This is a genomic window from Pseudomonas sp. CM25, from assembly GCF_013179705.1.
GTDB lineage: Bacteria > Pseudomonadota > Gammaproteobacteria > Pseudomonadales > Pseudomonadaceae > Aquipseudomonas.
This window is the reverse complement of record NZ_JABMCW010000049.1, coordinates 1-24,699: the sequence shown is the minus strand read 5'-3', so window position 1 is coordinate 24,699 and position 24,699 is coordinate 1. Positions and strand designations below refer to the sequence as shown.

The 24,699-nt window shown below is 61.7% G+C and carries 21 protein-coding genes and 5 tRNA genes; 2 read left to right on the top strand and 24 right to left on the bottom strand.

Going from position 1 to position 24,699, the window contains the following annotated elements:
* Positions 1-317: 317 nt before the first annotated feature.
* Positions 318-1,685 (top strand): amino acid permease, encoded by a 1,368-nt coding sequence (locus tag HP546_RS08170; protein WP_172222414.1) that lies wholly within the window; start codon positions 318-320, stop codon positions 1,683-1,685.
* Positions 1,686-1,722: 37 nt separating this feature from the next.
* Here the strand turns inward: HP546_RS08170 and HP546_RS08165 are convergent.
* A tRNA-Arg gene (locus tag HP546_RS08165) sits at positions 1,723-1,799 on the bottom strand.
* Positions 1,800-1,909: 110 nt separating this feature from the next.
* Complete coding sequence (gene phnN / locus HP546_RS08160; RefSeq protein WP_172222412.1) at positions 1,910-2,503, bottom strand: phosphonate metabolism protein/1,5-bisphosphokinase (PRPP-forming) PhnN; 594 nt, start codon at positions 2,501-2,503, stop codon at positions 1,910-1,912.
* Positions 2,504-2,849: 346 nt separating this feature from the next.
* Between phnN and HP546_RS08155 the strand changes: the two genes are divergently transcribed.
* Entirely contained in the window at positions 2,850-3,176 is a 327-nt protein-coding gene (locus HP546_RS08155) for an Arc family DNA-binding protein (RefSeq protein ID WP_172222409.1), read from the top strand.
* 170 nt (positions 3,177-3,346) lie between these two features.
* Here the strand turns inward: HP546_RS08155 and mgtE are convergent, their stop codons facing one another.
* The 22 genes from mgtE to acs form a co-directional block, all read right to left on the bottom strand.
* A complete protein-coding gene (gene mgtE / locus HP546_RS08150; RefSeq protein ID WP_172222406.1) occupies positions 3,347-4,789 on the bottom strand; it encodes a magnesium transporter in 1,443 nt (480 codons plus the stop codon).
* Between the two features lie 151 nt (positions 4,790-4,940).
* Positions 4,941-5,123 carry a hypothetical protein gene (locus tag HP546_RS08145; protein WP_172222403.1) on the bottom strand — a complete coding sequence of 61 codons (183 nt, stop codon included), beginning with the start codon at positions 5,121-5,123 and terminating at the stop codon, positions 4,941-4,943.
* Between the two features lie 24 nt (positions 5,124-5,147).
* A tRNA-Arg gene (locus tag HP546_RS08140) sits at positions 5,148-5,224 on the bottom strand.
* Between the two features lie 73 nt (positions 5,225-5,297).
* Positions 5,298-5,374: transfer RNA gene (locus tag HP546_RS08135), tRNA-Arg, on the bottom strand.
* A 72-nt stretch (positions 5,375-5,446) separates the two neighbouring features.
* Positions 5,447-5,523: transfer RNA gene (locus tag HP546_RS08130), tRNA-Arg, on the bottom strand.
* 106 nt (positions 5,524-5,629) lie between these two features.
* Positions 5,630-5,720, bottom strand: a tRNA-Ser gene (locus HP546_RS08125).
* 72 nt (positions 5,721-5,792) lie between these two features.
* Positions 5,793-5,981 (bottom strand): carbon storage regulator CsrA, encoded by a 189-nt coding sequence (csrA, locus tag HP546_RS08120; RefSeq protein WP_003254503.1) that lies wholly within the window; start codon positions 5,979-5,981, stop codon positions 5,793-5,795.
* 164 nt (positions 5,982-6,145) lie between these two features.
* The gene (locus tag HP546_RS08115; RefSeq protein ID WP_172222400.1) at positions 6,146-7,381 is read right to left on the bottom strand and encodes an aspartate kinase; all 1,236 of its coding nucleotides are present in this window, start codon (positions 7,379-7,381) and stop codon (positions 6,146-6,148) included.
* 84 nt (positions 7,382-7,465) lie between these two features.
* Positions 7,466-10,090, bottom strand: a complete 2,625-nt coding sequence (gene alaS / locus HP546_RS08110; protein ID WP_172222396.1) for an alanine--tRNA ligase — start codon at positions 10,088-10,090, stop codon at positions 7,466-7,468.
* A gap of 295 nt (positions 10,091-10,385) precedes the next feature.
* Positions 10,386-11,393, bottom strand: coding sequence for a succinylglutamate desuccinylase (gene astE, locus HP546_RS08105; RefSeq protein WP_172222391.1), 1,008 nt, complete (start codon positions 11,391-11,393; stop codon positions 10,386-10,388).
* A gap of 10 nt (positions 11,394-11,403) precedes the next feature.
* The gene (locus tag HP546_RS08100) at positions 11,404-11,694 is read right to left on the bottom strand and encodes a topoisomerase II (RefSeq protein ID WP_172222387.1); all 291 of its coding nucleotides are present in this window, start codon (positions 11,692-11,694) and stop codon (positions 11,404-11,406) included.
* A gap of 14 nt (positions 11,695-11,708) precedes the next feature.
* Positions 11,709-13,058 (bottom strand): N-succinylarginine dihydrolase, encoded by a 1,350-nt coding sequence (astB, locus tag HP546_RS08095; RefSeq protein ID WP_172222383.1) that lies wholly within the window; start codon positions 13,056-13,058, stop codon positions 11,709-11,711.
* A 23-nt stretch (positions 13,059-13,081) separates the two neighbouring features.
* A complete protein-coding gene (gene astD, locus HP546_RS08090) occupies positions 13,082-14,545 on the bottom strand; it encodes a succinylglutamate-semialdehyde dehydrogenase (protein WP_172222379.1) in 1,464 nt (487 codons plus the stop codon).
* Positions 14,546-15,574, bottom strand: coding sequence for an arginine N-succinyltransferase (gene astA / locus HP546_RS08085; RefSeq protein ID WP_172222375.1), 1,029 nt, complete (start codon positions 15,572-15,574; stop codon positions 14,546-14,548).
* A gap of 78 nt (positions 15,575-15,652) precedes the next feature.
* A complete protein-coding gene (gene aruF / locus HP546_RS08080; protein WP_172222371.1) occupies positions 15,653-16,672 on the bottom strand; it encodes an arginine/ornithine succinyltransferase subunit alpha in 1,020 nt (339 codons plus the stop codon).
* A 130-nt stretch (positions 16,673-16,802) separates the two neighbouring features.
* Positions 16,803-18,023 carry an aspartate aminotransferase family protein gene (locus HP546_RS08075; RefSeq protein ID WP_172222367.1) on the bottom strand — a complete coding sequence of 407 codons (1,221 nt, stop codon included), beginning with the start codon at positions 18,021-18,023 and terminating at the stop codon, positions 16,803-16,805.
* A 350-nt stretch (positions 18,024-18,373) separates the two neighbouring features.
* The gene (gene argR / locus HP546_RS08070) at positions 18,374-19,354 is read right to left on the bottom strand and encodes a transcriptional regulator ArgR (protein ID WP_172222364.1); all 981 of its coding nucleotides are present in this window, start codon (positions 19,352-19,354) and stop codon (positions 18,374-18,376) included.
* 98 nt (positions 19,355-19,452) lie between these two features.
* On the bottom strand, positions 19,453-20,217 hold the full coding sequence (locus tag HP546_RS08065) for an ABC transporter ATP-binding protein (protein WP_172222359.1): 765 nt from the start codon (positions 20,215-20,217) through the stop codon (positions 19,453-19,455).
* A gap of 22 nt (positions 20,218-20,239) precedes the next feature.
* Complete coding sequence (locus HP546_RS08060; protein WP_172222354.1) at positions 20,240-20,938, bottom strand: ABC transporter permease; 699 nt, start codon at positions 20,936-20,938, stop codon at positions 20,240-20,242.
* Positions 20,935-21,624: an ABC transporter permease gene (locus HP546_RS08055; RefSeq protein ID WP_016488497.1), complete on the bottom strand. Its 690-nt coding sequence runs from the start codon at positions 21,622-21,624 to the stop codon at positions 20,935-20,937. The genes HP546_RS08060 and HP546_RS08055 overlap by 4 nt, the downstream gene beginning before the upstream one ends.
* Before the next feature lie 90 nt (positions 21,625-21,714).
* On the bottom strand, positions 21,715-22,500 hold the full coding sequence (locus HP546_RS08050; RefSeq protein ID WP_172222349.1) for an ABC transporter substrate-binding protein: 786 nt from the start codon (positions 22,498-22,500) through the stop codon (positions 21,715-21,717).
* 492 nt (positions 22,501-22,992) lie between these two features.
* The coding region (gene acs, locus HP546_RS08045; RefSeq protein ID WP_172222345.1) for an acetate--CoA ligase at positions 22,993-24,699 on the bottom strand (1,707 nt) is incomplete at its 5' end.

The following is a 24,699-nucleotide window of genomic DNA, read 5'->3' as shown; positions in this document are numbered from 1 at the left end:
GCATTCCTGAAGACTGGGCGCGGCCCTGGCCGGTGGCGTGGGCATGGGTGTCCTTTGGGCTTTGAAACACTGGGCGCTGCAGGGCACTTCCACCGCCGCCAAAGGCTCTGCGCCGCAGCATGGAGCACAACAACCCTCAGGAAAAATCGGCAGGACGTTGTGCACAGAATTCGTTTGAGCTCCTTGGTCTTGTTGTCCATGGTGGCAGGCTGGTAGCCATTGCCTGTAAAAGGCAGCCGCGCGTCGACGCAGGCGCATGACGACGCCTGCGTCGGGGGATGTTTTCGTATCCCCCCATAATAAGAGAGGACAAGGAAATGCAATCCAACAGTTTGAAGCAAAGCCTGAAGCAGCGGCATATCACCATGATTGCGCTAGGCGGGGTGATCGGTGCAGGGTTGTTCATGGGTTCGGGGGCGCTGATCGCATCGGCGGGGCCTGCAGCCATCCTGTCGTACTTCATCGGCGGCCTGGTGGTCACCCTGGTCATGTTCATGCTCGGGGAAATGGCCTGCCGCACCCCGGATGCCGGGTCGTTTTCGACCTACGCCAACATGTACCTGGGCGACTGGGCGGGGTTTGCCGTCGGCTGGCTGTACTGGTTCAAGTCGATGATGACCATCACCCTCGAAGCCGTATTGCTGGGCGCCATCCTGCATGACTTTCTGCCTTGGCTGCCGATCTGGGCAGGCGCCTTCCTGATGCTGGTGACGCTGATGGCCAGCAATGCCTACTCGGTGCGTTCGTTTGCCGAAGTGGAATACTGGCTGGCTGCGATGAAGGTAGCCACCATCCTCATCTTCATGCTGCTGGGCCTGTCCATCCTGCTCGGCCTGCACAGCGATATCCCCTCCCCCGGCCTGGTCAACCTCACCGCCCATGACGGCTTCATGCCCAACGGCCTGTCGCCGGTGATGGCCGGCGTGATCGTGGTGATCTTCTCGCTGGGGGGCAGCGAAATCGCCGCCGTCGCGGCGGGTGAATCGGAGAACCCGCGGCAGAACGTGATCCGCGCGATCAAGAGCGTGATCCTGCGGGTGATGCTGTTCTATGTCGGCTCGGTGTCGATCCTGATCCTGTGCCTGCCGTGGACCGACAAGGCCAACCTGGCCTCGCCCTACGTCTCGCTGTTCAGCCTGGCCGGTTTCGGCGGCGCGGCAGTGGCCATGAAGCTGGTGCTGTTCGTCTCGTTCATGTCGGTGATGAACTCGTTCATGTTCTCCAACTCGCGCATGCTGTTCTCGCTGAGCCAGCGTGGGCACGCGCCCAAGCTGTTCTCGCGTACCAGCGCCAAGGGCGTGCCGATCAATGCGCTGCTGCTGAGCCTGTCGATTTGCGTGATGATCCTGACCGTGCATTTTCTCAGCGGCGGCGACTTGTTCATGACCTTGGCCAAGAGCACCGGCAGCCTGGTGATGATCGTGTGGATCTTCATCATCATCGCCCACGTGGCCATGCGCTGGAAAACCCGCCACGAACCCGTCGACCCGAACGCATTCCGTGCCTGGTTCTTCCCGTATGCCAATCTGGTCGCACTGTTCGCCTTGCTGACGGTGATCGGCACCCAGGCGTTCGACCCGGCGTCGCGCTTCCAGTTCTGGTTTACGGTGCTGGCAGTGGGGCTGGTCTTGACGGGGTATCTGGTGATGCGTCAGCGCCTGGCAGGCAAGCTTGTGGCCAGCTGACCGAGTGTTGCCCTGCGGGCACGGGAGAGGCAAGAAATGGCGTCCCAGGGCAGGTTCGAACTGCCAACCTTCCCCTTAGGAGGGGGATGCTCTATCCAATTGAGCTACTGAGACGCAAGCACCGGCAGCGGGCGCTGCGCAGCGGGTCGGCCAGCATGTTAACCAGCATGCTGGCGTTTGTCATGTACTCGCCGGGGATTTTGCGTAATCCTTTTCTGGTACTGCTACAACCGGGGGAGCACACCCTCATCGCCAAGCAAAAGGAACAGCCCCGCCGCAGCGGTTTCCAGGGTGCCAGAGTTGTCCAGCACATGCACCGACGGGTCGGCCGATGTCTGCATCCGGGCGTTGCGGGCCAGGCGCTGCTCGATTTCCTCTGCCGTTTCCCGGCCGCGTGCCAGCAAGCGCTGGCGCAGCACCTCGGGCCTGACCTCGATCAGCACGGGCAACAGGTCCGGGTAGCGCTGGCGGGCCTCGGCCAGATAGGCCCGCGAGCCATTCACCAGCACCGCCCTGCCCGCCGCCAGCCAATCGTCGATCTGACGCGGGATGCCGTAGCCCAGGCCGTTGGCTCGCCAATGCATGGCAAAGGCGCCCTGTGCACACAAGGTTTCGAACTGTTCCGCCGTCACGCCTTGGGCGGCTTCGCCCTTCGCTTCAGCGGAACGGGTGATGACGCGCCGGGCGACTTCCACACCTGCGGCCGCCAGCCGCTCACGTGACGCGTCGATCAGGGAATCTTTCCCCGAACCCGACGGCCCTAACAAAAATATCAACCGGCCTGTCCCTGATCGGCGGTCGCTTGCGTCATGTTGCATAGCCACTATGCTCTATGTAGGGGAACCGGCGCATTTTAGGGGGGTTCCTGATCTTTTGCTGTGTTTTACCCGTTTTTGACGGCAAAAGTCTGACGGTTAGCCAAGTCGGAGTATGTAAAACTTTTCAAACCAGTGCTCATTTCTGATAATTGGTACTGGCAGAAAGCCTTTACCCGGCTCACTATTTGTCACAGAATTGACGCCAAGGAAACGGCGACTATGAGGCAAGATGAACACCCATTTTTCACCGACGGTTGAACATTTTGTCGTCGCCACGGTCGTACTTCCATCCCGTGCGGCCAATTTGAGAACCGCTTCCCCCTGAACCAAAATCTGGTCAATTTATATGCGCCCATTGAAACAGGCTATTTATTCGAGCCGCACCGCTGACAAGTTCGTCGTCCGCCTGCCAGACGGGATGCGTGAGCGCATTGCCGAGGTAGCGCGCAACCATCACCGCAGCATGAACTCCGAAATCATCGCCCGCCTGGAACAGAGCCTGATCCAGGAAGGTGCGCTGGGTGAAGAGCTGAGCATGCGCCTGGACAGCCCGGAGCTGTCCCTGCATGAGCGCGAGTTGCTGCAACGCTTCCGCCAGCTGTCCCACCGACAGCAGAACGCCCTGGTGGCGCTCATCGCTCATGATGTGGAAATGGCTGCCGACGCCTCCTGAGGTTTGCAGCGAACATGAAAAAGCCAGCGTAAGCTGGCTTTTTTGTGGGCGCCCCCAGGGACCTGTGGGAGCGGGCGCACCCGCTCCCACACTGTACGCGGAGCGCCCAGCATCAGTTCTGTGCGCAAAAGCGCAGCCCAATGGGCTGGGCAATCTCTCCTGCAGCCGGGTCAGAGCAAGAACACCGTAGCCAGGCCGAGGAAGATGAAGAAACCGCCGCTGTCGGTCACAGCAGTGATCATCACACTCGCGCCCATCGCCGGGTCGCGCCCAAGGCGGGCCAGGGTCATCGGAATAAGCACGCCCATCAGCGCCGCCAGCAACAAGTTCAAGGTCATCGCCGCGGTCATGACCACGCCAAGTGACCAGCTGCCATACAGCCAGAAGGCCACCGCACCAATCACCCCGCCCCAGACCAGGCCGTTGATGAGCGACACCGCCAGCTCTTTGCGCATCAGGCGGCTGGTATTGCCCGGCGACACCTGGTCCAGCGCCATGGCACGGACGATCATGGTGATGGTCTGGTTACCGGAGTTGCCACCAATACCCGCTACGATCGGCATCAACGCGGCCAACGCCACCAGCTTCTCGATCGAGCCTTCGAACAGACCAATCACTCGCGAAGCGACAAAGGCGGTAATCAGGTTTATCGCCAGCCATGCCCAACGGTTGCGCAACGAGCGCCAGACCGAGGCAAAGATATCTTCCTCTTCACGCAGACCGGCCATGTTGAGGACTTCGCTTTCGCTTTCCTCACGGATCAGGTCGACCATCTCGTCAATGGTCAGACGGCCAATCAGGCGGTCGTTCTTGTCGACTACCGGTGCCGATACCAAGTCGTAACGCTCGAACGCCAGTGCAGCGTCGTAGGCATCTTCCTCGGGCTTGAAGGATACCGGGTCGGTCGCCATGACCTCCGCCACCTTCTTCTCCGGGTCGTTGACCAGCAGGCGCTTGATAGGCAGTACACCCTTGAGGATGCCTTCGTAGTCGACCACGAACAGTTTGTCGGTATGGTTGGGCAGCTCTTTCAGGCGGCGCAGGTAGCGCAACACCACTTCCAGGCTGACGTCTTCGCGGATGGTGACCATCTCGAAGTCCATCAGCGCGCCGACCTGCTCCTCGTCGTAGCTCAGCGCCGAACGCACGCGCTCGCGTTGCTGGGCATCGAGGGTTTCCATCAGCTCGTGGACAACGTCGCGCGGCAGCTCGGGCGCAAGGTCGGCCAGCTCGTCGGCGTCCATTTCCTTGGCAGCAGCGAGCAGTTCGTGATCGTCCATGTCGGCGATCAGCGATTGACGAACCGAGTCGGATACTTCCAGCAGGATGTCGCCATCGCGGTCCGAGCGCACCAGCTGCCAGACCGTCAGGCGGTCTTCCAGGGGCAAGGCTTCGAGGATGTAGGCGATGTCGGCAGGGTGCAGGTCATCGAGCTTGCGCTGCAGCTCGACGAGGTTCTGGCGGTGTACCAGGTTTTCCACCAGGTCGTTGTGCGCACCTTCCTGGCGGTGGGTCAGGTCTTCGACCACGCGCTGGCGCTGCAGCAATTCGACCACCTGGGCCAGGCGGTCCTGCAGGCTGTCTTGCGCTTTTTTTACTTCTACTTCAGTCATAGGCGAACTCCACTCCCAGCAGTGGAGCACGCCGGGAGAATCAATCGGTCAGATCGTTCTGTATAAAACTTGTTAAGGGGTAACTACTGGGTAAGTCCATGGTGGTTTTCCACAAGCCCCGGCGGGGCTGACGGGCGCAATCATACACTGCTCAAGCTGTCAGATCGCTTAAATTTTCGGCCAGAACAATCGTTTGCGTGATAAAGCTAGGACAACGGTCGAAGCCATCAGTGCGACGGTTGCGGAAGATGGGAAAGCACATTGCGCTCACAGAAGAGCTTAGATCGACATCACCAACAATTTCAGTGGCGATAAAAACAAGAAGCCCGCTCAATTGAGCGGGCTTCTTGATGGGGTATGGCGGACTCAGCAGGATTCGAACCTGCGACCGCTCGGTTCGTAGCCGAGTACTCTATCCAGCTGAGCTATGAGTCCGTGGTGGTAGTTTTAGACCAGGTTACCACTGGTTGACTGAAGCAGCTTTGCAAGCAGAGCCACTTCAAGAAAGTGGCGGACTCAGCAGGATTCGAACCTGCGACCGCTCGGTTCGTAGCCGAGTACTCTATCCAGCTGAGCTATGAGTCCGCAATTGGTAGTTTTAGACCAGATTACCACTGGTTGTTTGAAGTAGCCTTGCAATCAAAGCCACTTCAAAAGTGGCGGACTCAACAGGATTCGAACCTGTGACCGCTCGGTTCGTAGCCGAGTACTCTATCCAGCTGAGCTATGAGTCCGTGTCTTGCCGCGCATTATAGGTCGCTGAAACATTTTTGCAAGAACTTTTTCGTTTAAGATCAACTACTTAGCGTTCTTACTGTTTACAGCGCCCTAAGCGAATAATGGCGGTGAAGGGGGGATTCGAACCCCCGATACCCTTATGAGGTATACTCCCTTAGCAGGGGAGCGCCTTCGGCCACTCGGCCACCTCACCGCAACACGAGGCGAATATTAAAGAACCTCTTTCACCTTTGCAACCCTTTTTTTGAAAAAAACTTCAAAAGAATTAAAGGCTTGGCTCTTCATCCTTCTCTTTCTTGATCCGCAGGTAGATTTCCTCACGGTGAACAGCCACTTCCTTGGGGGCGCTGACGCCAATACGCACCTGGTTGCCTTTCACGCCGAGCACCGTCACGGTGATCTCGCCGTCTCCAATGATCAGGCTCTCGGCGCACCGACGAGTCAGAATCAACATAGCTTTCTCCTTACGCAAACATTCAGGGGTAACAGTCTTGGGTATCTGGGCCTGGCCGTGGACGACGACCTGGCCCGGTTACTCGCCACACAGGGCAGGACAGGGCCTGCGCGGCAAGCAGAAACGCGAAGGGCGCGGCAAGCCGCGCCCTTCCAGGCAGCGCCTTACTCGCCCTGTCGGGCTGGGGCGTCAAGCTCGAACGCGGTGTGCAGCGCACGTACCGCCAGCTCCAGGTACTTCTCTTCGATCACCACCGAGACCTTGATCTCGGACGTGGAGATCATCTGGATGTTGATGCTCTCCTTCGCCAGGGCTTCGAACATGCGGCTGGCGACACCGGCGTGCGAACGCATGCCGACGCCAACGATCGATACCTTGGCGATCTTGGTGTCGCCGATCACTTCACGCGCACCGATTTCACGGGCGGTGTTCTCCAGCACGTTCTGCGCCTTCTCGTACTCGTTGCGGTGCACGGTGAAGGTGAAGTCGGTGGTGTTATCGTGAGCGACGTTCTGCACGATCATGTCGACTTCGATGTTCGAAGCGCTGATCGGGCCGAGGATCTTGAAGGCCACGCCCGGGGTGTCCGGCACGCCGCGAATGGTCAGCTTGGCTTCATCACGGTTGAAGGCGATACCGGAAATGATCGGCTGTTCCATGGATTCCTCTTCATCAATGGTAATGAGGGTCCCCGGACCCTCCTTGAAGCTGTGCAGCACGCGCAGCGGAACGTTGTACTTGCCGGCGAACTCCACCGACCGGATCTGCAGCACCTTGGAGCCGAGGCTGGCCATTTCCAGCATCTCTTCGAAGGTGATCTTCTCCAGGCGACGGGCCTGCGGCACAACGCGCGGGTCGGTGGTGTAGACACCGTCGACGTCGGTGTAGATCTGGCACTCGTCAGCCTTCAGCGCCGCCGCCAGGGCCACGCCGGTAGTATCGGAGCCGCCACGGCCCAGGGTGGTGATGCTGCCGTGCTCGTCGACGCCCTGGAAGCCCGCTACAACCACCACACGGCCTTCCTTGAGGTCGGCACGAATCTTCTGGTCGTCGATTTGCAGGATGCGCGCCTTGTTATGCGAGCTGTCGGTAAGAATGCGCACCTGATTGCCGGTGTAGGACACCGCTGGCACACCACGCTTGATCAAGGCCATGGTCAGCAGGGCGATAGTGACCTGCTCACCGGTCGACACGATCACATCCAGCTCACGCGGCACCGGCTGATCGGTGATCTGCCTGGCCAGATCGATCAGGCGATTGGTTTCACCGCTCATGGCCGACAGCACGACCACCAGGTCGTCGCCCGCTTCACGGTGTTTCTTGACCTTTTCGGCTACCTGCTCGATCCGCTCGATGGAACCGACAGAGGTGCCGCCAAATTTCTGTACGATCAACGCCATTTCAATGGTGCCTCAGCCCATACAGGGCCCCAAAAAACAATCCAACATGAAGGGGCCGGCGACTAGACCGCCGGCCCCCTCATCTCAAAGTCCCTGCTCTGCGAACGGCACGGCCAGCGCCAGGGCCTGGTCCAGTGCAGCGACGTCGACGCCGCCACCCTGGGCCATGTCCGGACGGCCACCGCCCTTGCCACCCACTGCCGCAGCGGCTTGCTTCATCAGATCGCCAGCCTTGAGTTGGCTGGAGAGGTCTTTGGTCACGCCGGCCACCAGCACGACCTTGCCCTCATGCTCGCTGCCCAGCAGGATCACTGCGTGGCCGAGCTTGTTCTTCAGCTGATCGACCAGGGCCAGCAGGGCCTTGCCGTCCTGCCCATCCAGGCGGGCTGCAAGTACCTTGGCACCCTTGACCTCAACGGCCGCGTTGGAGAGATCATCCCCGGCGGCGCTGGCGGCCTTGGCCTGCAGCTGTTCAAGCTGCTTCTCCAGCTGGCGGTTGCGCTCGAGCACAGCCGACAGCTTGTCGATCAGGTTGTCGCGGTTACCCTTGACCAGCTGCGCGGCTTCCTTGACCTGCTCTTCGGCAGCGTTCAGGTAGGCCAGCGCCGCAGCCCCGGTAACTGCTTCGATACGGCGTACGCCAGAGGCCACGCCGCCTTCGCTGATGATCTTGAACAGGCTGATGTCACCGGTTCGCTTGGCGTGAATACCGCCGCACAGCTCCACCGAGAAATCGCCGCCCATGCTCAGTACACGCACGGTATCGCCGTACTTCTCGCCGAACAGCGCCATGGCACCTTTGGCCTTGGCGGTCTCGATGTCGGTCAGCTCGGTTTCAACCGGGGTGTTCTTGCGCACTTCGCGGTTGACGATGTCTTCCAGAAGCTTGATCTGCTCTGGCTTCAGTGCCTCGAAGTGGCTGAAGTCGAAACGCAGGCGCTGGCTGTCGACCAGCGAGCCCTTCTGCTGCACGTGCTCGCCCAGCACCTGGCGCAGCGCTTCGTGCAGCAGGTGGGTGGCGGAGTGGTTCAGCGAGGTGGCGTGCTGCACCTCGGCATCGACCTTGGCCTCGACCGGCGAACCGATCAGCAGCGCACCGCTGGCGACCACGCCATGGTGCAGGAAGGCACCACCGGTCTTGGTGGTGTCGCGCACGTCAAACCGTGCAGCGCCGGCCTGCAGGAAGCCCGAGTCGCCAACCTGGCCACCGGATTCGGCGTAGAACGGCGTGCGGTCAAGCACCACCACGCCCTGCTCGCCCTCACCCAGCTGGTCGACCGCCTGGCCGTCCTTGTACAGGGCGATGATCTTGCCCTGGCCTTCGGTGGCGTCATAGCCGAGGAACTCGGTGGCGCTGTCGACCTTGACCACACTGTTGTAGTCCATGCCGAAGGCGCTGGCAGAACGGGCACGCTCACGCTGGGCGTCCATTTCGCGCTCGAAGCCGGCTTCGTCGATGGTCAGCTCACGCTCACGGGCGATGTCGGCGGTCAGGTCCATCGGGAAACCGTAGGTGTCATAGAGCTTGAACACCACGTCGCCCGGGACCACGTCGCCTTGCAGCTGGGCCAGGTCCTGCTCGAGGATGCGCAGGCCCTGCTCCAGGGTCTTGGCAAACTGCTCTTCTTCCGCCTTGAGCACGCGCTCGATGTGCGCCTGCTGGCTCTTCAGCTCAGGGAAGGCCTCGCCCATCTCGGCAGCCAGTGCGGCGACGATCTGGTAGAAGAAGCTGCCCTTGGCGCCCAGCTTGTTACCGTGACGGCAAGCGCGACGGATGATGCGGCGCAGCACGTAGCCACGGCCTTCGTTGGATGGCAGCACGCCGTCGGCGATAAGGAAGCCGCACGAACGGATGTGGTCGGCGACCACTTTGAGCGAGGCCTGGTCCTCGTTGCTGCAACCGATGGCCTTGGCCGCGGCAGCCAGCAGGTTCTGGAACAGGTCGATCTCGTAGTTCGAGTGCACGTGCTGCAGCACGGCGCTGACGCGCTCCAGGCCCATGCCGGTGTCCACCGACGGCGCTGGCAGCGGGTGCAGCACGCCGTCGGCAGTGCGGTTGAACTGCATGAAGACGTTGTTCCAGATCTCGATGTAGCGGTCACCGTCTTCTTCCGGCGAGCCGGGCGGGCCGCCCCAGATGTCGGCGCCGTGGTCGTAGAAAATCTCGGTGCACGGGCCGCACGGGCCGGTGTCGCCCATGGTCCAGAAGTTGTCGGAGGCGTACGGGGCGCCCTTGTTGTCGCCGATGCGCACCATGCGCTCGGCCGGCACGCCAACTTCCTTGGTCCAGATGTCGTAGGCTTCGTCGTCAGTGGCGTAGACGGTGACCCAGAGTTTTTCCTTGGGCAGGTTCAGCCACTGTTCCGAGGTCAGGAAGGTCCAGGCGAAGGTGATGGCGTCGCGCTTGAAATAGTCGCCGAAGCTGAAGTTGCCCAGCATTTCGAAGAAGGTGTGGTGACGCGCGGTATAACCGACGTTTTCCAGGTCGTTGTGCTTGCCACCGGCGCGCACGCACTTCTGGCTGCTGACGGCCCGGGTGTAGGCACGCTTCTCCGCACCGAGGAAGCAGTCCTTGAACTGGTTCATGCCTGCGTTGGTGAACAGCAGGGTCGGGTCGTTGTTCGGAATCAGCGAACTGGAGGCGACTCGGGTATGTCCCTGCTCTTCGAAGAAGCGAAGGAAGGCTTCACGGATTTCTGCGCTTTTCATAGGTTCTTCCACGGAAACGGCGGCCCAGTCGGGCAAACACGTCGACGAAACGACGGCAAAGGGCCGCATTATATCGGTCCTGCAATCTCGGTGCAGTGTGTTTATGCGATAGAAAGTGTCGATTGGACGGCTTTGATGGCCATGCAAACGAAAATGGCATGAATGGATGCTAAATCCAGCCTTTCGCCACTGGCAAGCCAATTACCGCCCAAGGGAAGGGAAAATGGAACAGGCGGTGAATTAAAAGGTTTTCATCCGTAATGGGATCCGAAATAGCAGGGCTGAGATGGGCGCCTCACTCCAGCTGCTGGCCCGAATCCGGCACGATCAGGATGCCCGCCCGCAGGCCATTTCTGACCTTGGGGTTGGGAAAGATGATGCGCGCGCCCTCCTCTTCCACCACCCAGCGCGTTTCGGCCAGGTCTTCGGCCAGCAGGTAACCCTTGCTGACCTCGGAGAAGTTCTCGATGTCTGCAGGCAGGTGCAGGTGAAAGCTGTCGCTGTGCTTGATGATCTCGCGGGAGACGCTGAACAGCTGCAGACCATCCAGAGAGCTTTCACCCTCTGGCTCGGTGCCTTCGATGATCTGGATCAGCCGCTCCTCCAGCCTGTCGAGGTTGACCTGCTCGTTCTGCCCGAACGGTCTCGCCTTGCCGAGCTCCAGGGTGAATGCTTCGGCATCCAGTTGCTCGTAGGTGAAGGCACTGAAGGTGATGGAGGACTTGCTCTGCAGCAGCACGGCCTCCATGCCTGCTGCGGCCAGGCGCGCCAGCTCGCGGCGGGAATGGGTGCGGCCCTCTTTATAAGGATAAAGGGCAAACTGCTCGATCTTCGAACCGCGAATGGCGGTATGCAGGTCGTAATGCAGGCGGCTGCGCAGCGGCTTGCTGAAGAACACCCGGGCGAATTGTTCCAGCTCGGCGGCACGCAGGGCCTCGAAGCCGCTGGACAGCTCGTGGCGGCCATTGAACAGGCGGTTGATGTCCTGCTCGATGAAGCGCTCGCCCTTGCGGATCGCTGCGGGGTTGCCAAACAGGAACAGCACCCGCGCTTTCGGTTTGATCTTGCCGTTGGCGACGCCGTGGAGCAGCCGCTCGAGCAGCTCTATCGGCGCCGTCTCGTTACCGTGAATACCGGCGGAGAGCAGCAGGTCCAGCCCGCAATCCTCGGCTTCGGGGGGACGCACTTCGAGCGCGCCCTCCCCCAGCCAGCGCAAACGCGCGCCCTTGGGTGTCACTTGGGTCTTCTCGGCCGGTTCGTGATCGGTGAGGGTCAGCTCAAGCAATTTGCCAAGGGCGAGCATAGGGGCTTCCTTAGTGGTGGTGGCCGCAGTCGGGACCATGGACGTGATCGTCGCCTTCGGCGACTTCAGCCGGTTCCATTTCCAGCTGCAGGCTGACCAGGTTGGTGGCCATCGGACGCAGCAGCAGGTTGGCGTATTCGCTATCGTCCTCATCGACATCCACACCGATCAGCAGCTGGCCACGGCCATCCTGCTGAATCCACACTTCCTTGCCTTGCCAGACCACGGCAAAGCGGGTGCAGGAGGTTTCCAGCTGGGTGCCGTCTTCATCTTCAAGGATCAGGCGCAGGGCGTCGGTCATAACAAAGTCTCTCTTCAAGGTTGGCGTTGGAACGGATACACCGAGCCCAACTTCAGGATCTGGGTCAATTCGTCCAGGGCCGTACGGCACTCCAGCAGTAGCTGTGGGTCGGCCAGGTCCGCCTCTACAAGGCGATCACGGTAATGCTTGTCGACCCATTGCAGCAGGGTGTCGTACAGCGGGGCGGTCATGATAACGCCTTGGTTGACCGCCGCCAGTTCGGTTTCTTTCAATGCCACGCGCAAACGCAGGCAAGCCGGGCCACCGCCGTTCTGCATGCTTTGCTTGAGGTCGAACACCTTGACCTCCTTCACCGGGCCGCCTTGGTGCGTCAGCTGGCCCAGGTAGGCCCACACGCGCTCGTTGCTGCGGCATTCTTCCGGCACCACCAGCAGCATGGAGCCGTCATCACGGCTGAGCAGCTGGCTGTTGAACAGGTAGGAACGCACCGCGTCCTCTACCCCCACCGCCGCCCGCGGCACGCAGATGGCCTGGAAGTTGCCACCCTTGCTGGCCAGTTTAGCTCGCAGTTGGCCAAGTACCGCGTCGGTGTCGAGGAACGCGTCCTCGTGGTAGAACAGCACCTCGCCGTTACCCACAGCAATCACATCGTTGTGAAATACGCCCTGGTCGATCACTGCCGGGTTCTGTTGAGCGTAGACCACCCCGTCATCGCTCAGCCCATGCAGCCGGGCCACTGCCTGCGAAGCTTCGAGGGTTTGCCGCGCCGGATACTTCTGCGGCGCCGGATAACGGCTGTCGAAGGCACTGCGACCGTAGACGAAAAACTCGACGCCAGCCTCACCATAGCCACGGCAGAACCGCGTATGGTTGGCCGCCCCCTCGTCACCGAACTGTGCCACGGCAGGCAGCGCCGGGTGGTGGGCAAAGTGTTTCTCGTTGTTGAACATGGCCCCCAGCACGCGGCTGGTGGTCGGGTGCTCGATGCTGCGGTGGTACTTGCAGTTGAGGTTGGCGGCGGTGAAGTGCACACGGCCATCGGCGGTGTCGGCACTGGGGCTGACCGTGGCGGCGTTGGCCACCCACATGCTCGACGCCGAACAGCTGGCCACCAGCAGCGGCATGGCATCGATGGCGGCGCGCTGGATCACCTCGGCATCGCTGCCGCTGAAGCCCAGGCGGCGCAGCGCGGCCACGTCGGGGCGCTCCTGCGGCGCCAGCACACCCTGCTTGAAGCCCATGTCGGCCAGGGCTTTCATTTTTGCCAGGCCCTGGCGCGCCGCTTCACGCGGGCTTGAACCCTGCTGGCTGTTGCTTTGCGAAGCCACGTTGCCGTAGGACAGGCCGCCATAGTTGTGGGTAGGCCCCACCAGGCCATCAAAATTCACTTCATAGGATTTCATCGGCTAGGCTCCGTGACCTGTTGTTATAGGGTGATGCCCGGCGTGAGGGTGGCCGGCAAGGCAAGGCTGGCGGTCTCCAGCGAAGCCACGGGGTAAGCGCAGTAGTCGGCCGCGTAATAGGCACTGGCACGGTGGTTGCCGCTGGCACCCACGCCACCGAAAGGCGCGCTGCTGGCGGCACCGGTCAGTTGCTTGTTCCAGTTGACGATACCGGCGCGGCTACGCAGCCAGAAGTACTGATAGCGCGCACGGGAGTCGGACAGCAACCCGGCGGCCAGGCCGTACTGGGTGTTGTTGGCTTCATCGATGGCAGCGTCGAAATCGACATAGCGCACAACTTGCAGCAGCGGGCCGAAGAACTCTTCGTCCGGGCGCCCAGCCACGGCGGTGACATCGACAATGCCGGGGGTCAGCAGCGCAGCATTCGCCTGCGGCTGGGTCATTTCCAGGAGTTTTACGGCGCCCTTGGCGACCAGTTCGGCCTGGGCTGCGATCAGCGCCCGCGCCGCCTGCAGCGAAATCACCGAGCCCATGAACGGTGCTGGCTGCTGATCGAAGGCGCCGACCGTGATGGTTCTGCACACCTCGACCAGGCGGGTGATCAGCGCATCACCCCAGGCGCCTTGCGGAACCAGCAGGCGGCGGGCACAGGTGCAGCGCTGGCCAGCGGAAATGAATGCCGACTGGATGATGGTGTATACCGCAGCATCGAGGTCCTTGACCTCATCCACCACCAGTGGGTTGTTGCCGCCCATTTCCAGGGCCAGGATCTTGTCCGGGCGCCCTGCGAACTGCTGGTGCAGCAGGTTGCCGGTACGGCTGGAGCCGGTGAAGAACAGCCCATCGATACCTGCGTTGGCGGCCAGCGCAACGCCGGTCTCGCGCGCGCCCTGCACCAGATTGAGCACACCCGCCGGCAAGCCCGCAGCGATCCAGCAGTTGACGGTCAGTTCGGCGACCTTGGGAGTCAGCTCGCTGGGCTTGAACACCACGCAATTGCCCGCCAGCAGCGCCGGCACGATATGACCATTGGGCAGGTGGCCGGGAAAATTGTAGGGGCCGAATACCGCCACCACACCGTGCGGCTTGTGCCGCAGCACCGCCGTGGCATCGGCCAGCGGGCCGCTTTTTTCCCCCGTCCGCTCGCGATAGCTTTGCACCGAAATCGCCACCTTGTTGATCATGCTGGTGACTTCGGTCGCCGATTCCCACAGCGGCTTGCCGGTTTCTTCGCCAATGCACTGGGCCAGCGCTTCGGCATGGGTTTTCAACTGCTCGGCGAATTTTTCCAGTACATCGATGCGCGCTTCCAGGCTCAGTTGCGCCCAGGCCGGGAAGGTCTGGCGTGCAGCTTTGATGGCAGCGTCAACCTGACTGGCGTCAGCGCCCTGCCCTTGCCAGACCACAGCTTGCGTCACCGGGTTCAGCGACTGCAGGGGTTCGCCCTGGCCGGACTGCCAATTGCCTGCGATGTAATGCGTGGTCATTTACTGGGCCTCCCGGCTTGCAGACAGCGGCACGGCGCGCACATTGTCGCCTGCGCCCATGCGCAGGCGCTTGGCGGTCGCCGGGTCGACCACCAGGGTACCGGCAGCCAGCCGCGCAGGTGCGGCAGTGATGCGGCAGTCGTCGCGTTTGCGGTTGTGGATGATGAATGGAGTGGCGTCATCGCCCGGCGTGCCTACCGCCAGCACCAGGGTCTGGCTTTCGCGCACCGCGCGGATCCTGGCGGTCTCGCATTCGATGGCCGGGCCGGCATCGAAGATGTCGACGTAGCCCTGGTAGTTGAAACCTTCCTGCTTGAGCATGGCCAGCGCCGGTTCGGTGTCGGTGTGCACCCGGCCGATCACGCTACGCGCCGCCTCGGACAGGAAGCAGGTGTACAACGGGAACTTGGGCATCAGTTCGGCGATGAACGACTTGTTGCCCACGCCGGTGAGGTAGTCGGCCTGGCTGAACTCCATCTTGAAGAAGTGCCGACCCAGGCTTTCCCAGAATGGCGAGCGGCCTTGCTCGTCGGACATGCCACGCATTTCGGCAATGATCTTCTTGCCGAACAGCTCGGGGAACTCGGCAATGAACAGCATGCGTGCACGCGACAGCAGGCGACCGTTGAGGCCGGAGCGATGGTCGCTGCGCAGGAACAGCGAGCACAGCTCGGAGTTGCCGGTCAGGTCGTTGGCCAGGAACAGGGTAGGGATTTCGCGGTAGATCTTCAGCTCCTGCGAGGCGCTGACGGTCAGGCCGACCCGGTAGTTGTACCAGGGCTCGCGCAAACCGACGGCACCGGCGATGGCACTGATGCCCACCACCAGGCCTTCGTCGTTTTCCAGCACGAACAGGTAGTCGGTGTCGCCACGCTCGGCTTCGCCGCGAAAGCTTTTTTCCGCCCAGCCAACGCGATGCCCCAGGCGTTCTTCGTTGGCCGGCAGCGTGGTCAGCCCGGTGGTACCGGTGCTGCGTGCCAATTCGATCAACGCAGGCAAATCGCTGCTGCGTACAGGACGAACGATCATGCTATCTCCTTGAGCGTCGGCGTCTGCCGGCGCGAAACTCTGCTAACGCATCAATCCCGAAACGTCTGTTGCCAGACCTCAGACCGCGACCAGGCGCACACTCGCGCCCTCGCCCACACCCAGTGCATCGGCGGCTGCCAGGCTGAGGCTGACCGGCTTGCCCGGCACCCAGTCGAGCTCCAGCAGCACCGCGCGGTAGTCCTGCAACTGGCCATTGCAGACCAGGTACGGGCGGCTGCCCTTGGCCGGAGCTTCCTCGATTTTCACGGGTACCACGCGGCTTTGCGCGATCGAGCGAATGCCCGAAGTACGCGCATGCAGGGTTGGGCCGCCGTCGAAGATGTCGATGTAGTGCTCGGTTTCGAAGCCTTCACGCATGAGGATGTCGAAGGTGATCTGCGCGCGCGGGTGCACCTGGCCCATGGCTTCCTGCGCTTCATCGGGCAGCAGCGGCACATAGATCGGGTAGTGAGGCATCAGCTCGGCCAGGAACGTACGGCTTTTCAAGCCGCACAGGCGCTCGGCATGGGCGTAGTTGAGGTCGAAGAAATTGCGGCCGATGGAATCCCAGAACGGCGATTCACCCTGCTCGTCGCTGTAGCCGACGATCTCCGTGACCACCGAGTCGGCAAAACGCTCCGGGTGCGCGGCCATGAACAGCAGGCGGCCGCGCGAGTTGAGCTCGGCCCAGCCACTGCTCACCAGTTCCGGCAACACGTAGAAGCTGGTCAGCAGACTGTTGCCGGTCAGGTCATGACACAGCGACAGCACGTGAATCTTGTTGTGGATCTTCAGCTCGCGCGAGGCGTGCACGAAGGTCTCGTTACGAAAGCTGTAGAACGGCTCGGAGTAGCCGGCAGAAGCGACGATGGCGGAGCAGCCCGCCAGCTTGCCGGTTTCACTGTCTTCGAGCACGAAGAAATAGCTTTCTTCGCCGTTGAAGCTGACCTCGGCGGCGAAGGAAGTTTCGGAAGCGGCGATCTTGTCGCCCAGGCGAGCGGTGTCGTCCGGCAGCGAGGTGACACCAATGGGGCTGTCTGCAGCCATGCGCTGCACTTCGTTCAGATCAGCCATTTGCGCGGGGCGCATCACCAGCATGGTGTCACTCCTTTGGAATACGGGCCGTTCACGGCGGCACGGAAAAACGGCAGGCACACAGGCACCTGCACTGAAATCGGCTATCGCCGGCCCGGTCACGACAGGAGCCGGCGAAGGGAACGCAGGTGAATCAGCCCTGGGTCAGGGTGGCCACGGCGCGCTCGAAGCGGTCAAGGCCGGCATCGATGTCGGCATCTTCAACCACCAGGCTTGGCGCGAAGCGAACCACGTCCGGGCCGGCCTGCAGCACCATCACACCTTCCTTTTCGGCAGCGTTGAGCACGTCCTTGGCCTTGCCTTGCCAGGCCTCGGTCAGCACGCAGCCCAGCAGCAGGCCCACCCCACGCACCTGGCTGAACAGCTTGTACTTCTGGCCGATCTGCTCCAGGCGGGTTTTGAAGCGCTCATGCTTGGCTTTGATGCCGGCCAGGGTTTGCGGCGTGTTGATCACATCCAGCACCGCGCAGGCCACGGCGCAGCCCAGCGGGTTGCCGCCGTAGGTGGTGCCGTGGGTACCGACGGCCAGGTGCTTGGCCAGTTCGTTGGTGGTCAGCATGGCGCCGATAGGGAAGCCCCCGCCCAGGCTCTTGGCGCTGGTCAGGATGTCCGGCGTCACGCCGTAGTGCTGGTAGGCGTACAGCGAGCCGGTACGACCCACACCGGTCTGCACTTCGTCAAAGACCAGCAGGGCGTTGTGCTGGTCACACAGCTTGCGCGCGCCTTCCAGGTAGGCCAGGTCAGCCGGCACCACGCCACTCTCGCCCTGGATCGGTTCGATCACAACGGCGCAGGTCTTGTCGGAAATCTGTGCCTTCAACGCTTCCAGGTCGTTGTATGGCACGTGGCTGATTCCGGTGATCTTCGGGCCGAAGCCGTCGGAGTACTTCGGCTGGCCACCGACACTGACAGTGAACAGGGTACGACCGTGGAAGCTGTTTACGGTGGCAATGATTTCGTGCTTTTCAGGGCCGAAGCGGTCATGGGCGACGCGACGGGCCAGCTTGAAGGCGGCCTCGTTGGCTTCGGCGCCGGAGTTGCAGAAGAACGCACGGTCGGCAAAGGTGGCGTCCACCAGCTTGTGGGCCAGGCGCAGGGCCGGCTCGTTGGTGAACACGTTGGATACATGCCAGAGGGTGTTGGCCTGCTCGGTCAGGGCCTTGACCAGTGCCGGGTGGCAGTGGCCCAGGGCGTTGACCGCGATGCCGCCGGCAAAGTCGATCAGCTCGCGACCCGACTGGTCCCAGACTCGGGAACCCTCGCCTCGCACAGGAATGAAGGCCGCCGGAGAATAGTTGGGGACCATGACCTGGTCGAAATCGGCACGTTGCACCGGGGCTTGCTCAACGGACATCTGAGTCTCCTGAAGAGGAACGCTGGCCTGGAAGTGGCGAGCGATGGGGGGATTGTAAGGACTGATCCGCGCCTGTCCTTGCGGCCAAGCGACAACTTGTTACAGCGCAAAACCCAGTTTTGAGAAGGTTTTCGGCAATGCGACAAACACTGTCGCAATCGCGCAGTGTACGGGAGAGAGGGGGCTGGGTGAACGGGTGTTCACAGACAATTCGGGGAAGCGGCGGGTGCAAGTCGTTGGTGTTGTGTTGTGGCGGAAATCGAGCGCCGCGCGGGCGGCGCTCGATATCCGCCCCACCATCACCCTCAAGGCATACCCCCCAGGCACTCATCCCAAACCCAACCGAAATCTCAGCCCTTTTCGGCAGGCGCCGAACTCAATTCGAACGGGCTGCTGCTACGCCGCTGGTTCCGATCTTCTCGCGGCGTCGCGCCAAAGAAATTGCGGTACGCACTGGAAAAATGCGGCCCGGAAGAGAACCCGCAGGACAACCCGATCTGGATGATCGACTTGCTGGTCTGCATCAGCATCTGCCGCGCCTTGTTCAACCGCAGCTCCAGGTAGTACTGGCTCGGCACACGATTCAGGTACTGCTTGAAGATGCGCTCCAGCTGCCGGCGGGACACGCATACGTGCTGGGCAATTTCATCGGTAGTCAGCGGCTCTTCGATGTTGGCTTCCATCAAAAGAACCGCCTGGGTCAGCTTCGGATGGCTCGAGCCCAGGCGGTTCTGCAACGGAATGCGCTGGCGCTCGCCACCCTCGCGAATGCGTTCGACTACCAGCTCCTCCGACACCGCCCCCGCCAGCTCCGCGCCGTGATCACGGGCCAGCACTGCCAGCATCAGGTCGGTAACGGCCATGCCGCCACAGGCGGTCAGGCGATCACGGTCCCAGTCGAACAGGTGGCTGGTGGCGATGACCTTGGGGAAGCGTTCGGCAAAATCATCCTGCCAGCGCCAGTGCACCGCAGCCCGATAGCCGTCGAGCAGGCCCAGCATCGCCAGCGGATAAACACCAGCGGACAACCCGCCAATCATGCAGCCGCTACGGGCCACCTGCTTGAGCGCCGCCGACAAGGCAGCCCCCATCGCCACAGGCGGTTCATCGGCGAGCAGAAACAGCTTGTGGAAGCCCTCAAGCCGGCCAGTCCACGGCTCGCCAGGCAGGCGCCAGGCACTTTCCTGCGCAGGCTCCGCCTGCAGGAACGCCAACTCGTAGACCACGTCCGGATGCACCCGCTGCGCCACCAGCAACACTTCCTCTGCCAGCGCCAGGGTCAAGGGCCTGGTGCTGGGCCAGATGAGAAAACCGATTCGCTGGGTGGTCATAGGGTGCGGTCCGAAACCTGGGGTCGTTCGAGTCTGTGCGCCGGGTCAGGCTGCGCTCGCCGCGCAGCATGCCCTATTCTGGTGCAAAAATGCAGCTTTTACTTCAGGCTGCCGGAGAGGAACTGCTTCAAGCGCTCCGACCGCGGGTTGGCCAATACTTCACGCGGGCAGCCGGTCTCTTCGACCAGGCCCTTGTGCAGGAACACCAACTGGTTGGACACCTCGCGGGCAAAGCCCATTTCGTGGGTTACCACCACCATGGTCCGGCCTTCCTGGGCCAGCGCCTGCATCACCTTCAGCACGTCGCCTACCAGCTCCGGGTCCAGCGCCGAGGTCGGCTCGTCGAACAGCATAACCTCAGGCTCCATGGCCAGGGCCCGGGCAATTGCCACACGTTGTTGCTCGCCGCCAGACATGTGCCCGGGGAAAGCGTCCTTGCGGTGGGCGACACCGACCTTGGCCAGGTAGTGCTCGGCTTTTTCCAGCGCCTCTTTCCTGTTCATGCCCAACACGTGCACCGGCGCTTCGATGATGTTTTCCAGCGCGGTCATGTGCGACCACAGGTTGAAGTGCTGGAACACCATCGACAGGCGCGAGCGCATGCGCTGCAGTTGGCGCGGGTCGGCTGCCTTGAGCGCGCCGTCCTTGCCCGCGACCAGTTTCAGCTCTTCGTTGTTGAGCAGGATCTTGCCGGCGTGCGGCTGCTCCAGCAGGTTGATGCAGCGCAGAAAGGTCGACTTGCCCGAACCGCTGGAGCCGATAATGCTGATGACGTCGCCGGCCTTGGCCGCCAGGGACACGCCCTTGAGCACTTCATGGCTGCCATAGCGCTTGTGCAGGTCTTGGACTTCGAGTTTGTACATGCTGTCGATTCTCACAAAGCGGTCAGTGCTTGCGCGGCGCCAGGTAGCCGAGCCAGCGGCGTTCGGCCATCTTGAACAGGCGCACCAGGATGAAGGTCAGGCACAGGTAGAACACGCCCGCCGTGATGTAGGCCTCGAAAGGCAGGTAGTACTGGGCATTGACCGTACGCGCGGCACCGGTGATGTCGATCAGGGTAACGATCGACGCCAGGCTGGTGGTCTGCAGCATCATGATCACTTCGTTGCTGTACTGCGGCAGCGCACGGCGCATGGCCGAAGGCAGCAGGATGCGCCGGTACATCTTCATGCGCGACATACCCATGGCCTTGGCTGCCTCGATCTCGCCATGGGGCGTGGCCTTGAGGCTGCCGGCGATGATTTCGGCGGTGTAGGCGCTGGTGTTGATGCCGAACGCCAGACAGGCACAGAAGGTGGCACTGGACAGCAAAGGCCAGAAGATACTTTCACGCACCGCTTCGAACTGGGCCAGGCCATAGTAGATCAGAAACAGCTGCACCAGCATCGGCGTGCCGCGGATCACGTAGGTGTAGAGCCAGGCGGTGAGGTTGACCACCGGCTGTTTCGACACGCGCATCAGGCCCAGCGGCACAGCCGCCAAAAGACCGAAGAACAGCGAAATCGCCAGCAGCTTGAGGGTGGTCAGCAGGCCGCCGAAATACATCGGCAATGCCTCCCAGACAACGTTGTAGTCGAAGATCATAGTTCAGCTACCTTGACGCCCACCGAATAGCGGCGCTCGAGATACTTCAGGGCCAGCAGCGAAACGCTTGTCAGCACCAGGTACAACGCCGCCACCGCCAGGAAAAAGGTGAAAGGCTCGCGGGTGGCATCGGCCGCCTGCTTGGCCTTGAACATCATGTCCTGCAGCCCGACCACCGAGATCAGCGCAGTGGCCTTGGTCAGCACCAGCCAGTTGTTGGTGAAGCCAGGGATCGCCAGGCGAATCATTTGCGGCACCTGGATGCGGAAGAACACCTGGCGGTTGCTCATGCCATACGCCACGCCCGCTTCCGCCTGGCCCTTGGGGATGCCGAGGAAGGCACCGCGGAAGGTTTCCGACAGGTAAGCGCCAAAAATGAAGCCCAGGGTGCCGATACCCGCAACCAGCGGATTCAGGTCGATGTAGTCTTCGTACCCGAGCAGCGGTGCCACCCGGTTGATGATGTCTTGCCCGCCGTAGAAGATCAGCAGGATCAGGACCAGGTCCGGAATGCCACGGATCACCGTGGAATACAGATCACCCAGCCAGGCCAGCCAGCGCACCGGCGACAAACGCAGCGCCACGCCGATCAGGCCGAGGACAATGGCCAGGGCCATCGACGACAAGGCAAGCTGCAGCGTCAGCCACGCCCCGTCGAGGATGACTGCCCCATAGCCTTTCAACATGTTTGGTATTCCTCAGGGCTTGGGAATGAAAAATGGTGCAAACCTCAGAACCTCTGCTGTTTGCACCATTGCACAGGTCAACCCGATGTCTTAGTTCGAGTCTGGACCGTAGATATCGAAGTTGAAGTACTTCTTCTCGATTTCTTTGTATTTGCCGTTGGCACGGATGGCGTCGATGGCCGCGTTGATGCGGTCGACGTTGGCCTTGTCGCCCTTGCGCACGGCGATGCCGATGCCGTCACCGAAGTACTTGGCGTCGGTGAATGCCGGGCCCACGAAGGCGAAGCCCTTGCCGGCGTCAGTCTTGAGGAAGCCGTCTTCCAGCAGGGTGGCGTCAGCCACGGTGCCGTCGAGGCGGCCGGCTGCCACGTCCAGGTAAATTTCGTTCTGGGTACCGTAAGGCACTACGGTGGCACCTTTGGCACCCAGTACTTCCTTGGCGAAGCGATCGTGGATGGAGCCGCGCTGCACGCCGATCTTCTTGCCTTTCAGCTCATCCAGGCTTTCGCTGACGGTGGTGCCGTCCTTCATGACCAGGCGCGCCGGGGTCAGGTAGTAGCGCTTGGTGAAGTCGACCGACTTCTTGCGGTCGTCGGTAATCGACATCGAGGACAGGATGGCGTCGATCTTGCGCACTTTAAGCGCAGGAATCAGGCCGTCGAATTCCTGCTCGACCCAGGTGCATTTGGCCTTCATCTCTTCGCACAGGGCGTTGCCGATGTCGTAGTCGAAACCGGCAATGCTGCCATCGGGCTGCTTGAAGGCGAAGGGTGGGTAGGCGGCTTCGATGCCGATCTTCAGCGGTTTCTCATCGGCCTGCGACACCAGGGAAAACACGGACAGCGCCAGGGCGCCAAGCAGTGCGAGCTTCTTCATCAGGTAACTCCATCGGTACGGGGCAATACAAGGCAGGTAACCGCTGCCCGATATGCGAATGGGTACAACGCAAGCCGCGCAGGGTCGGTCGAAGACCACGAGCGAGTGACTGGCATTTTAACGACAGCCCACTAGTCGATATTTCTTCAAAGCGACAACTACTTACAGAAGCGCTTGAAACCGCAGCGGGCGATGTTGACAGCCATTGCAAAATATGCAAAAGCGCAAGAAATAGAACCTTTAGACCTAGCAATTCCTGGGCCTATTATTGGCAAAGCCTTGTGGTACGGCAAGTGGAGCGTGCTGTGTTGCACAAAAAGGCGGCGGATTTGCACCGAAACCAGGCGGATTTGTTTCCTGCCGCCCCGATCTTGCGCAGGACCGGTGACATATCGGTTACCGATGAATGTCGGGTAACAGTAAAGCAAAAACCCCGCCGGTTGCCCGGTCGGGGTTTCATTCACCAAGGCTGCTGCGCAGCCTTTGCGCCTATCAGGCCGAGGCCAGGTTCATCGCCTTGTGGGTATCGATCAGGTGCTGCACCACCCCCGGGTCGGCCAAGGTCGAGATATCGCCCAGGGCATCATACTCACCGGTGGCAATCTTGCGCAGGATACGGCGCATGATCTTGCCCGAACGGGTTTTCGGCAGCCCCGGCGCCCACTGGATCACATCCGGCGAGGCGATCGGACCGATCTCCTTGCGCACCCAGTTTTTCAACTCCAGGCGCAGCTGCTCGCTGGCCTCGATGCCGGCATTGAGCGTGACATAGACATAGATGCCCTGCCCCTTGATGTCGTGCGGCACGCCCACCACGGCGGCTTCAGCCACTTTCGAGTGCGCCACCATGGCGCTTTCGATCTCGGCAGTGCCCATGCGGTGGCCGGATACGTTGAGCACGTCATCCACACGACCGGTGATCCAGTAGTAACCGTCCTCGTCGCGACGCGCACCGTCGCCGGTGAAGTACATGCCACGGAAGGTCTTGAAGTAGGTGTCGACGAAACGGTCGTGGTCGCCATACAGCGAACGCGACTGGCCCGGCCAGGAATCAAGGATCACCAGGTTACCTTCGGCGGCGCCGTCAATCAGGTTGCCCAGGTTGTCTACCAGCGCCGGCACCACACCGAAGAATGGGCGGGTCGCCGAGCCTGGCTTCAGGCCGGTTGCGCCCGGCAGCGGGCTGATCAGGATGCCGCCGGTCTCGGTCTGCCACCAGGTGTCGACGATCGGGCAACGCTCCTTGCCCACAGTCTTGTAGTACCAGTTCCAGGCTTCCGGGTTGATCGGCTCGCCCACCGAACCCAGCAGGCGCAGGCTGGAGCCGTCAGCTCCTTCGACTGCAGCCTGCCCTTCCGCCATCATCGCGCGGATGGCTGTTGGCGCGGTGTACAGAATATTGACCTTGTGCTTGTCGACGATCTTCGACACCCGGGTAATGTCTGGGTAGTTCGGCACGCCTTCGAACAGCAAGGTGGTGGCACCGTTGGCCAGCGGCCCGTAGACGATGTAGCTGTGGCCAGTGACCCAGCCGACGTCGGCGGTGCACCAGTACACCTCCCCGGGGCGGTAGTCGAACACCCGCTCATGGGTCAGCGCGGCATACACCAGATAGCCGCCAGTGGTGTGCAACACGCCCTTGGGCTTGCCGGTGGAGCCGGAGGTATAAAGGATGAACAGCGCTTCCTCCGCGCCCATCTCTTTCGGCGCGCAGTGGCTGGAGGCGACTTTCATCAGGTCTTCGTACCAGATGTCGCGGTGCTGGTGCCAGGCAATCTCGCCACCGGTGCGCTTGCACACGATGATCTTCTGCACGCTGTTGGTTTCGGGGTTGGTCAGCGCCAGGTCGACGTTGGCCTTGAGCGGAGTACGGCGACCGCCGCGCAAACCCTCGTCGGCCGTGATCACCACCTTCGACTTGCAGTCGATGATACGACCCGCCAGCGCCTCGGGCGAGAAGCCACCGAACACCACCGAGTGGATCGCACCGATGCGGGCACAGGCCAGCATGGCGACCACGGCCTCGGGGATCATCGGCATATAGATGGTGACAACGTCACCGCGGTGAACGTCCTGGCCACGCAGGGCGTTGGCGAACTTGCAGACCTGCTCGTGCAGTTCGCGGTAGGTGATGTTGCGGTGCTCGGAAGGGTCGTCGCCCTCCCAGATGATCGCAAGCTGGTCGCCACGCTCTTCAAG

What these genes read in the sequence shown, in the direction of transcription:
- HP546_RS08170 (WP_172222414.1), top strand. Translation starts at nt 318, where the DNA reads ATGCAATCCAACAGTTTGAAGCAAAGCCTGAAGCAGCGGCATATCACC.
- phnN (WP_172222412.1), bottom strand. Translation starts at nt 2,503, where the DNA reads ATGCAACATGACGCAAGCGACCGCCGATCAGGGACAGGCCGGTTGATA.
- HP546_RS08155 (WP_172222409.1), top strand. Translation starts at nt 2,850, where the DNA reads ATGCGCCCATTGAAACAGGCTATTTATTCGAGCCGCACCGCTGACAAG.
- mgtE (WP_172222406.1), bottom strand. Translation starts at nt 4,789, where the DNA reads ATGACTGAAGTAGAAGTAAAAAAAGCGCAAGACAGCCTGCAGGACCGC.
- csrA (WP_003254503.1), bottom strand. Translation starts at nt 5,981, where the DNA reads ATGTTGATTCTGACTCGTCGGTGCGCCGAGAGCCTGATCATTGGAGAC.
- HP546_RS08115 (WP_172222400.1), bottom strand. Translation starts at nt 7,381, where the DNA reads ATGGCGTTGATCGTACAGAAATTTGGCGGCACCTCTGTCGGTTCCATC.
- alaS (WP_172222396.1), bottom strand. Translation starts at nt 10,090, where the DNA reads ATGAAAAGCGCAGAAATCCGTGAAGCCTTCCTTCGCTTCTTCGAAGAG.
- astE (WP_172222391.1), bottom strand. Translation starts at nt 11,393, where the DNA reads ATGCTCGCCCTTGGCAAATTGCTTGAGCTGACCCTCACCGATCACGAA.
- HP546_RS08100 (WP_172222387.1), bottom strand. Translation starts at nt 11,694, where the DNA reads ATGACCGACGCCCTGCGCCTGATCCTTGAAGATGAAGACGGCACCCAG.
- astB (WP_172222383.1), bottom strand. Translation starts at nt 13,058, where the DNA reads ATGAAATCCTATGAAGTGAATTTTGATGGCCTGGTGGGGCCTACCCAC.
- astD (WP_172222379.1), bottom strand. Translation starts at nt 14,545, where the DNA reads ATGACCACGCATTACATCGCAGGCAATTGGCAGTCCGGCCAGGGCGAA.
- astA (WP_172222375.1), bottom strand. Translation starts at nt 15,574, where the DNA reads ATGATCGTTCGTCCTGTACGCAGCAGCGATTTGCCTGCGTTGATCGAA.
- aruF (WP_172222371.1), bottom strand. Translation starts at nt 16,672, where the DNA reads ATGCTGGTGATGCGCCCCGCGCAAATGGCTGATCTGAACGAAGTGCAG.
- HP546_RS08075 (WP_172222367.1), bottom strand. Translation starts at nt 18,023, where the DNA reads ATGTCCGTTGAGCAAGCCCCGGTGCAACGTGCCGATTTCGACCAGGTC.
- argR (WP_172222364.1), bottom strand. Translation starts at nt 19,354, where the DNA reads ATGACCACCCAGCGAATCGGTTTTCTCATCTGGCCCAGCACCAGGCCC.
- HP546_RS08065 (WP_172222359.1), bottom strand. Translation starts at nt 20,217, where the DNA reads ATGTACAAACTCGAAGTCCAAGACCTGCACAAGCGCTATGGCAGCCAT.
- HP546_RS08060 (WP_172222354.1), bottom strand. Translation starts at nt 20,938, where the DNA reads ATGATCTTCGACTACAACGTTGTCTGGGAGGCATTGCCGATGTATTTC.
- HP546_RS08055 (WP_016488497.1), bottom strand. Translation starts at nt 21,624, where the DNA reads ATGTTGAAAGGCTATGGGGCAGTCATCCTCGACGGGGCGTGGCTGACG.
- HP546_RS08050 (WP_172222349.1), bottom strand. Translation starts at nt 22,500, where the DNA reads ATGAAGAAGCTCGCACTGCTTGGCGCCCTGGCGCTGTCCGTGTTTTCC.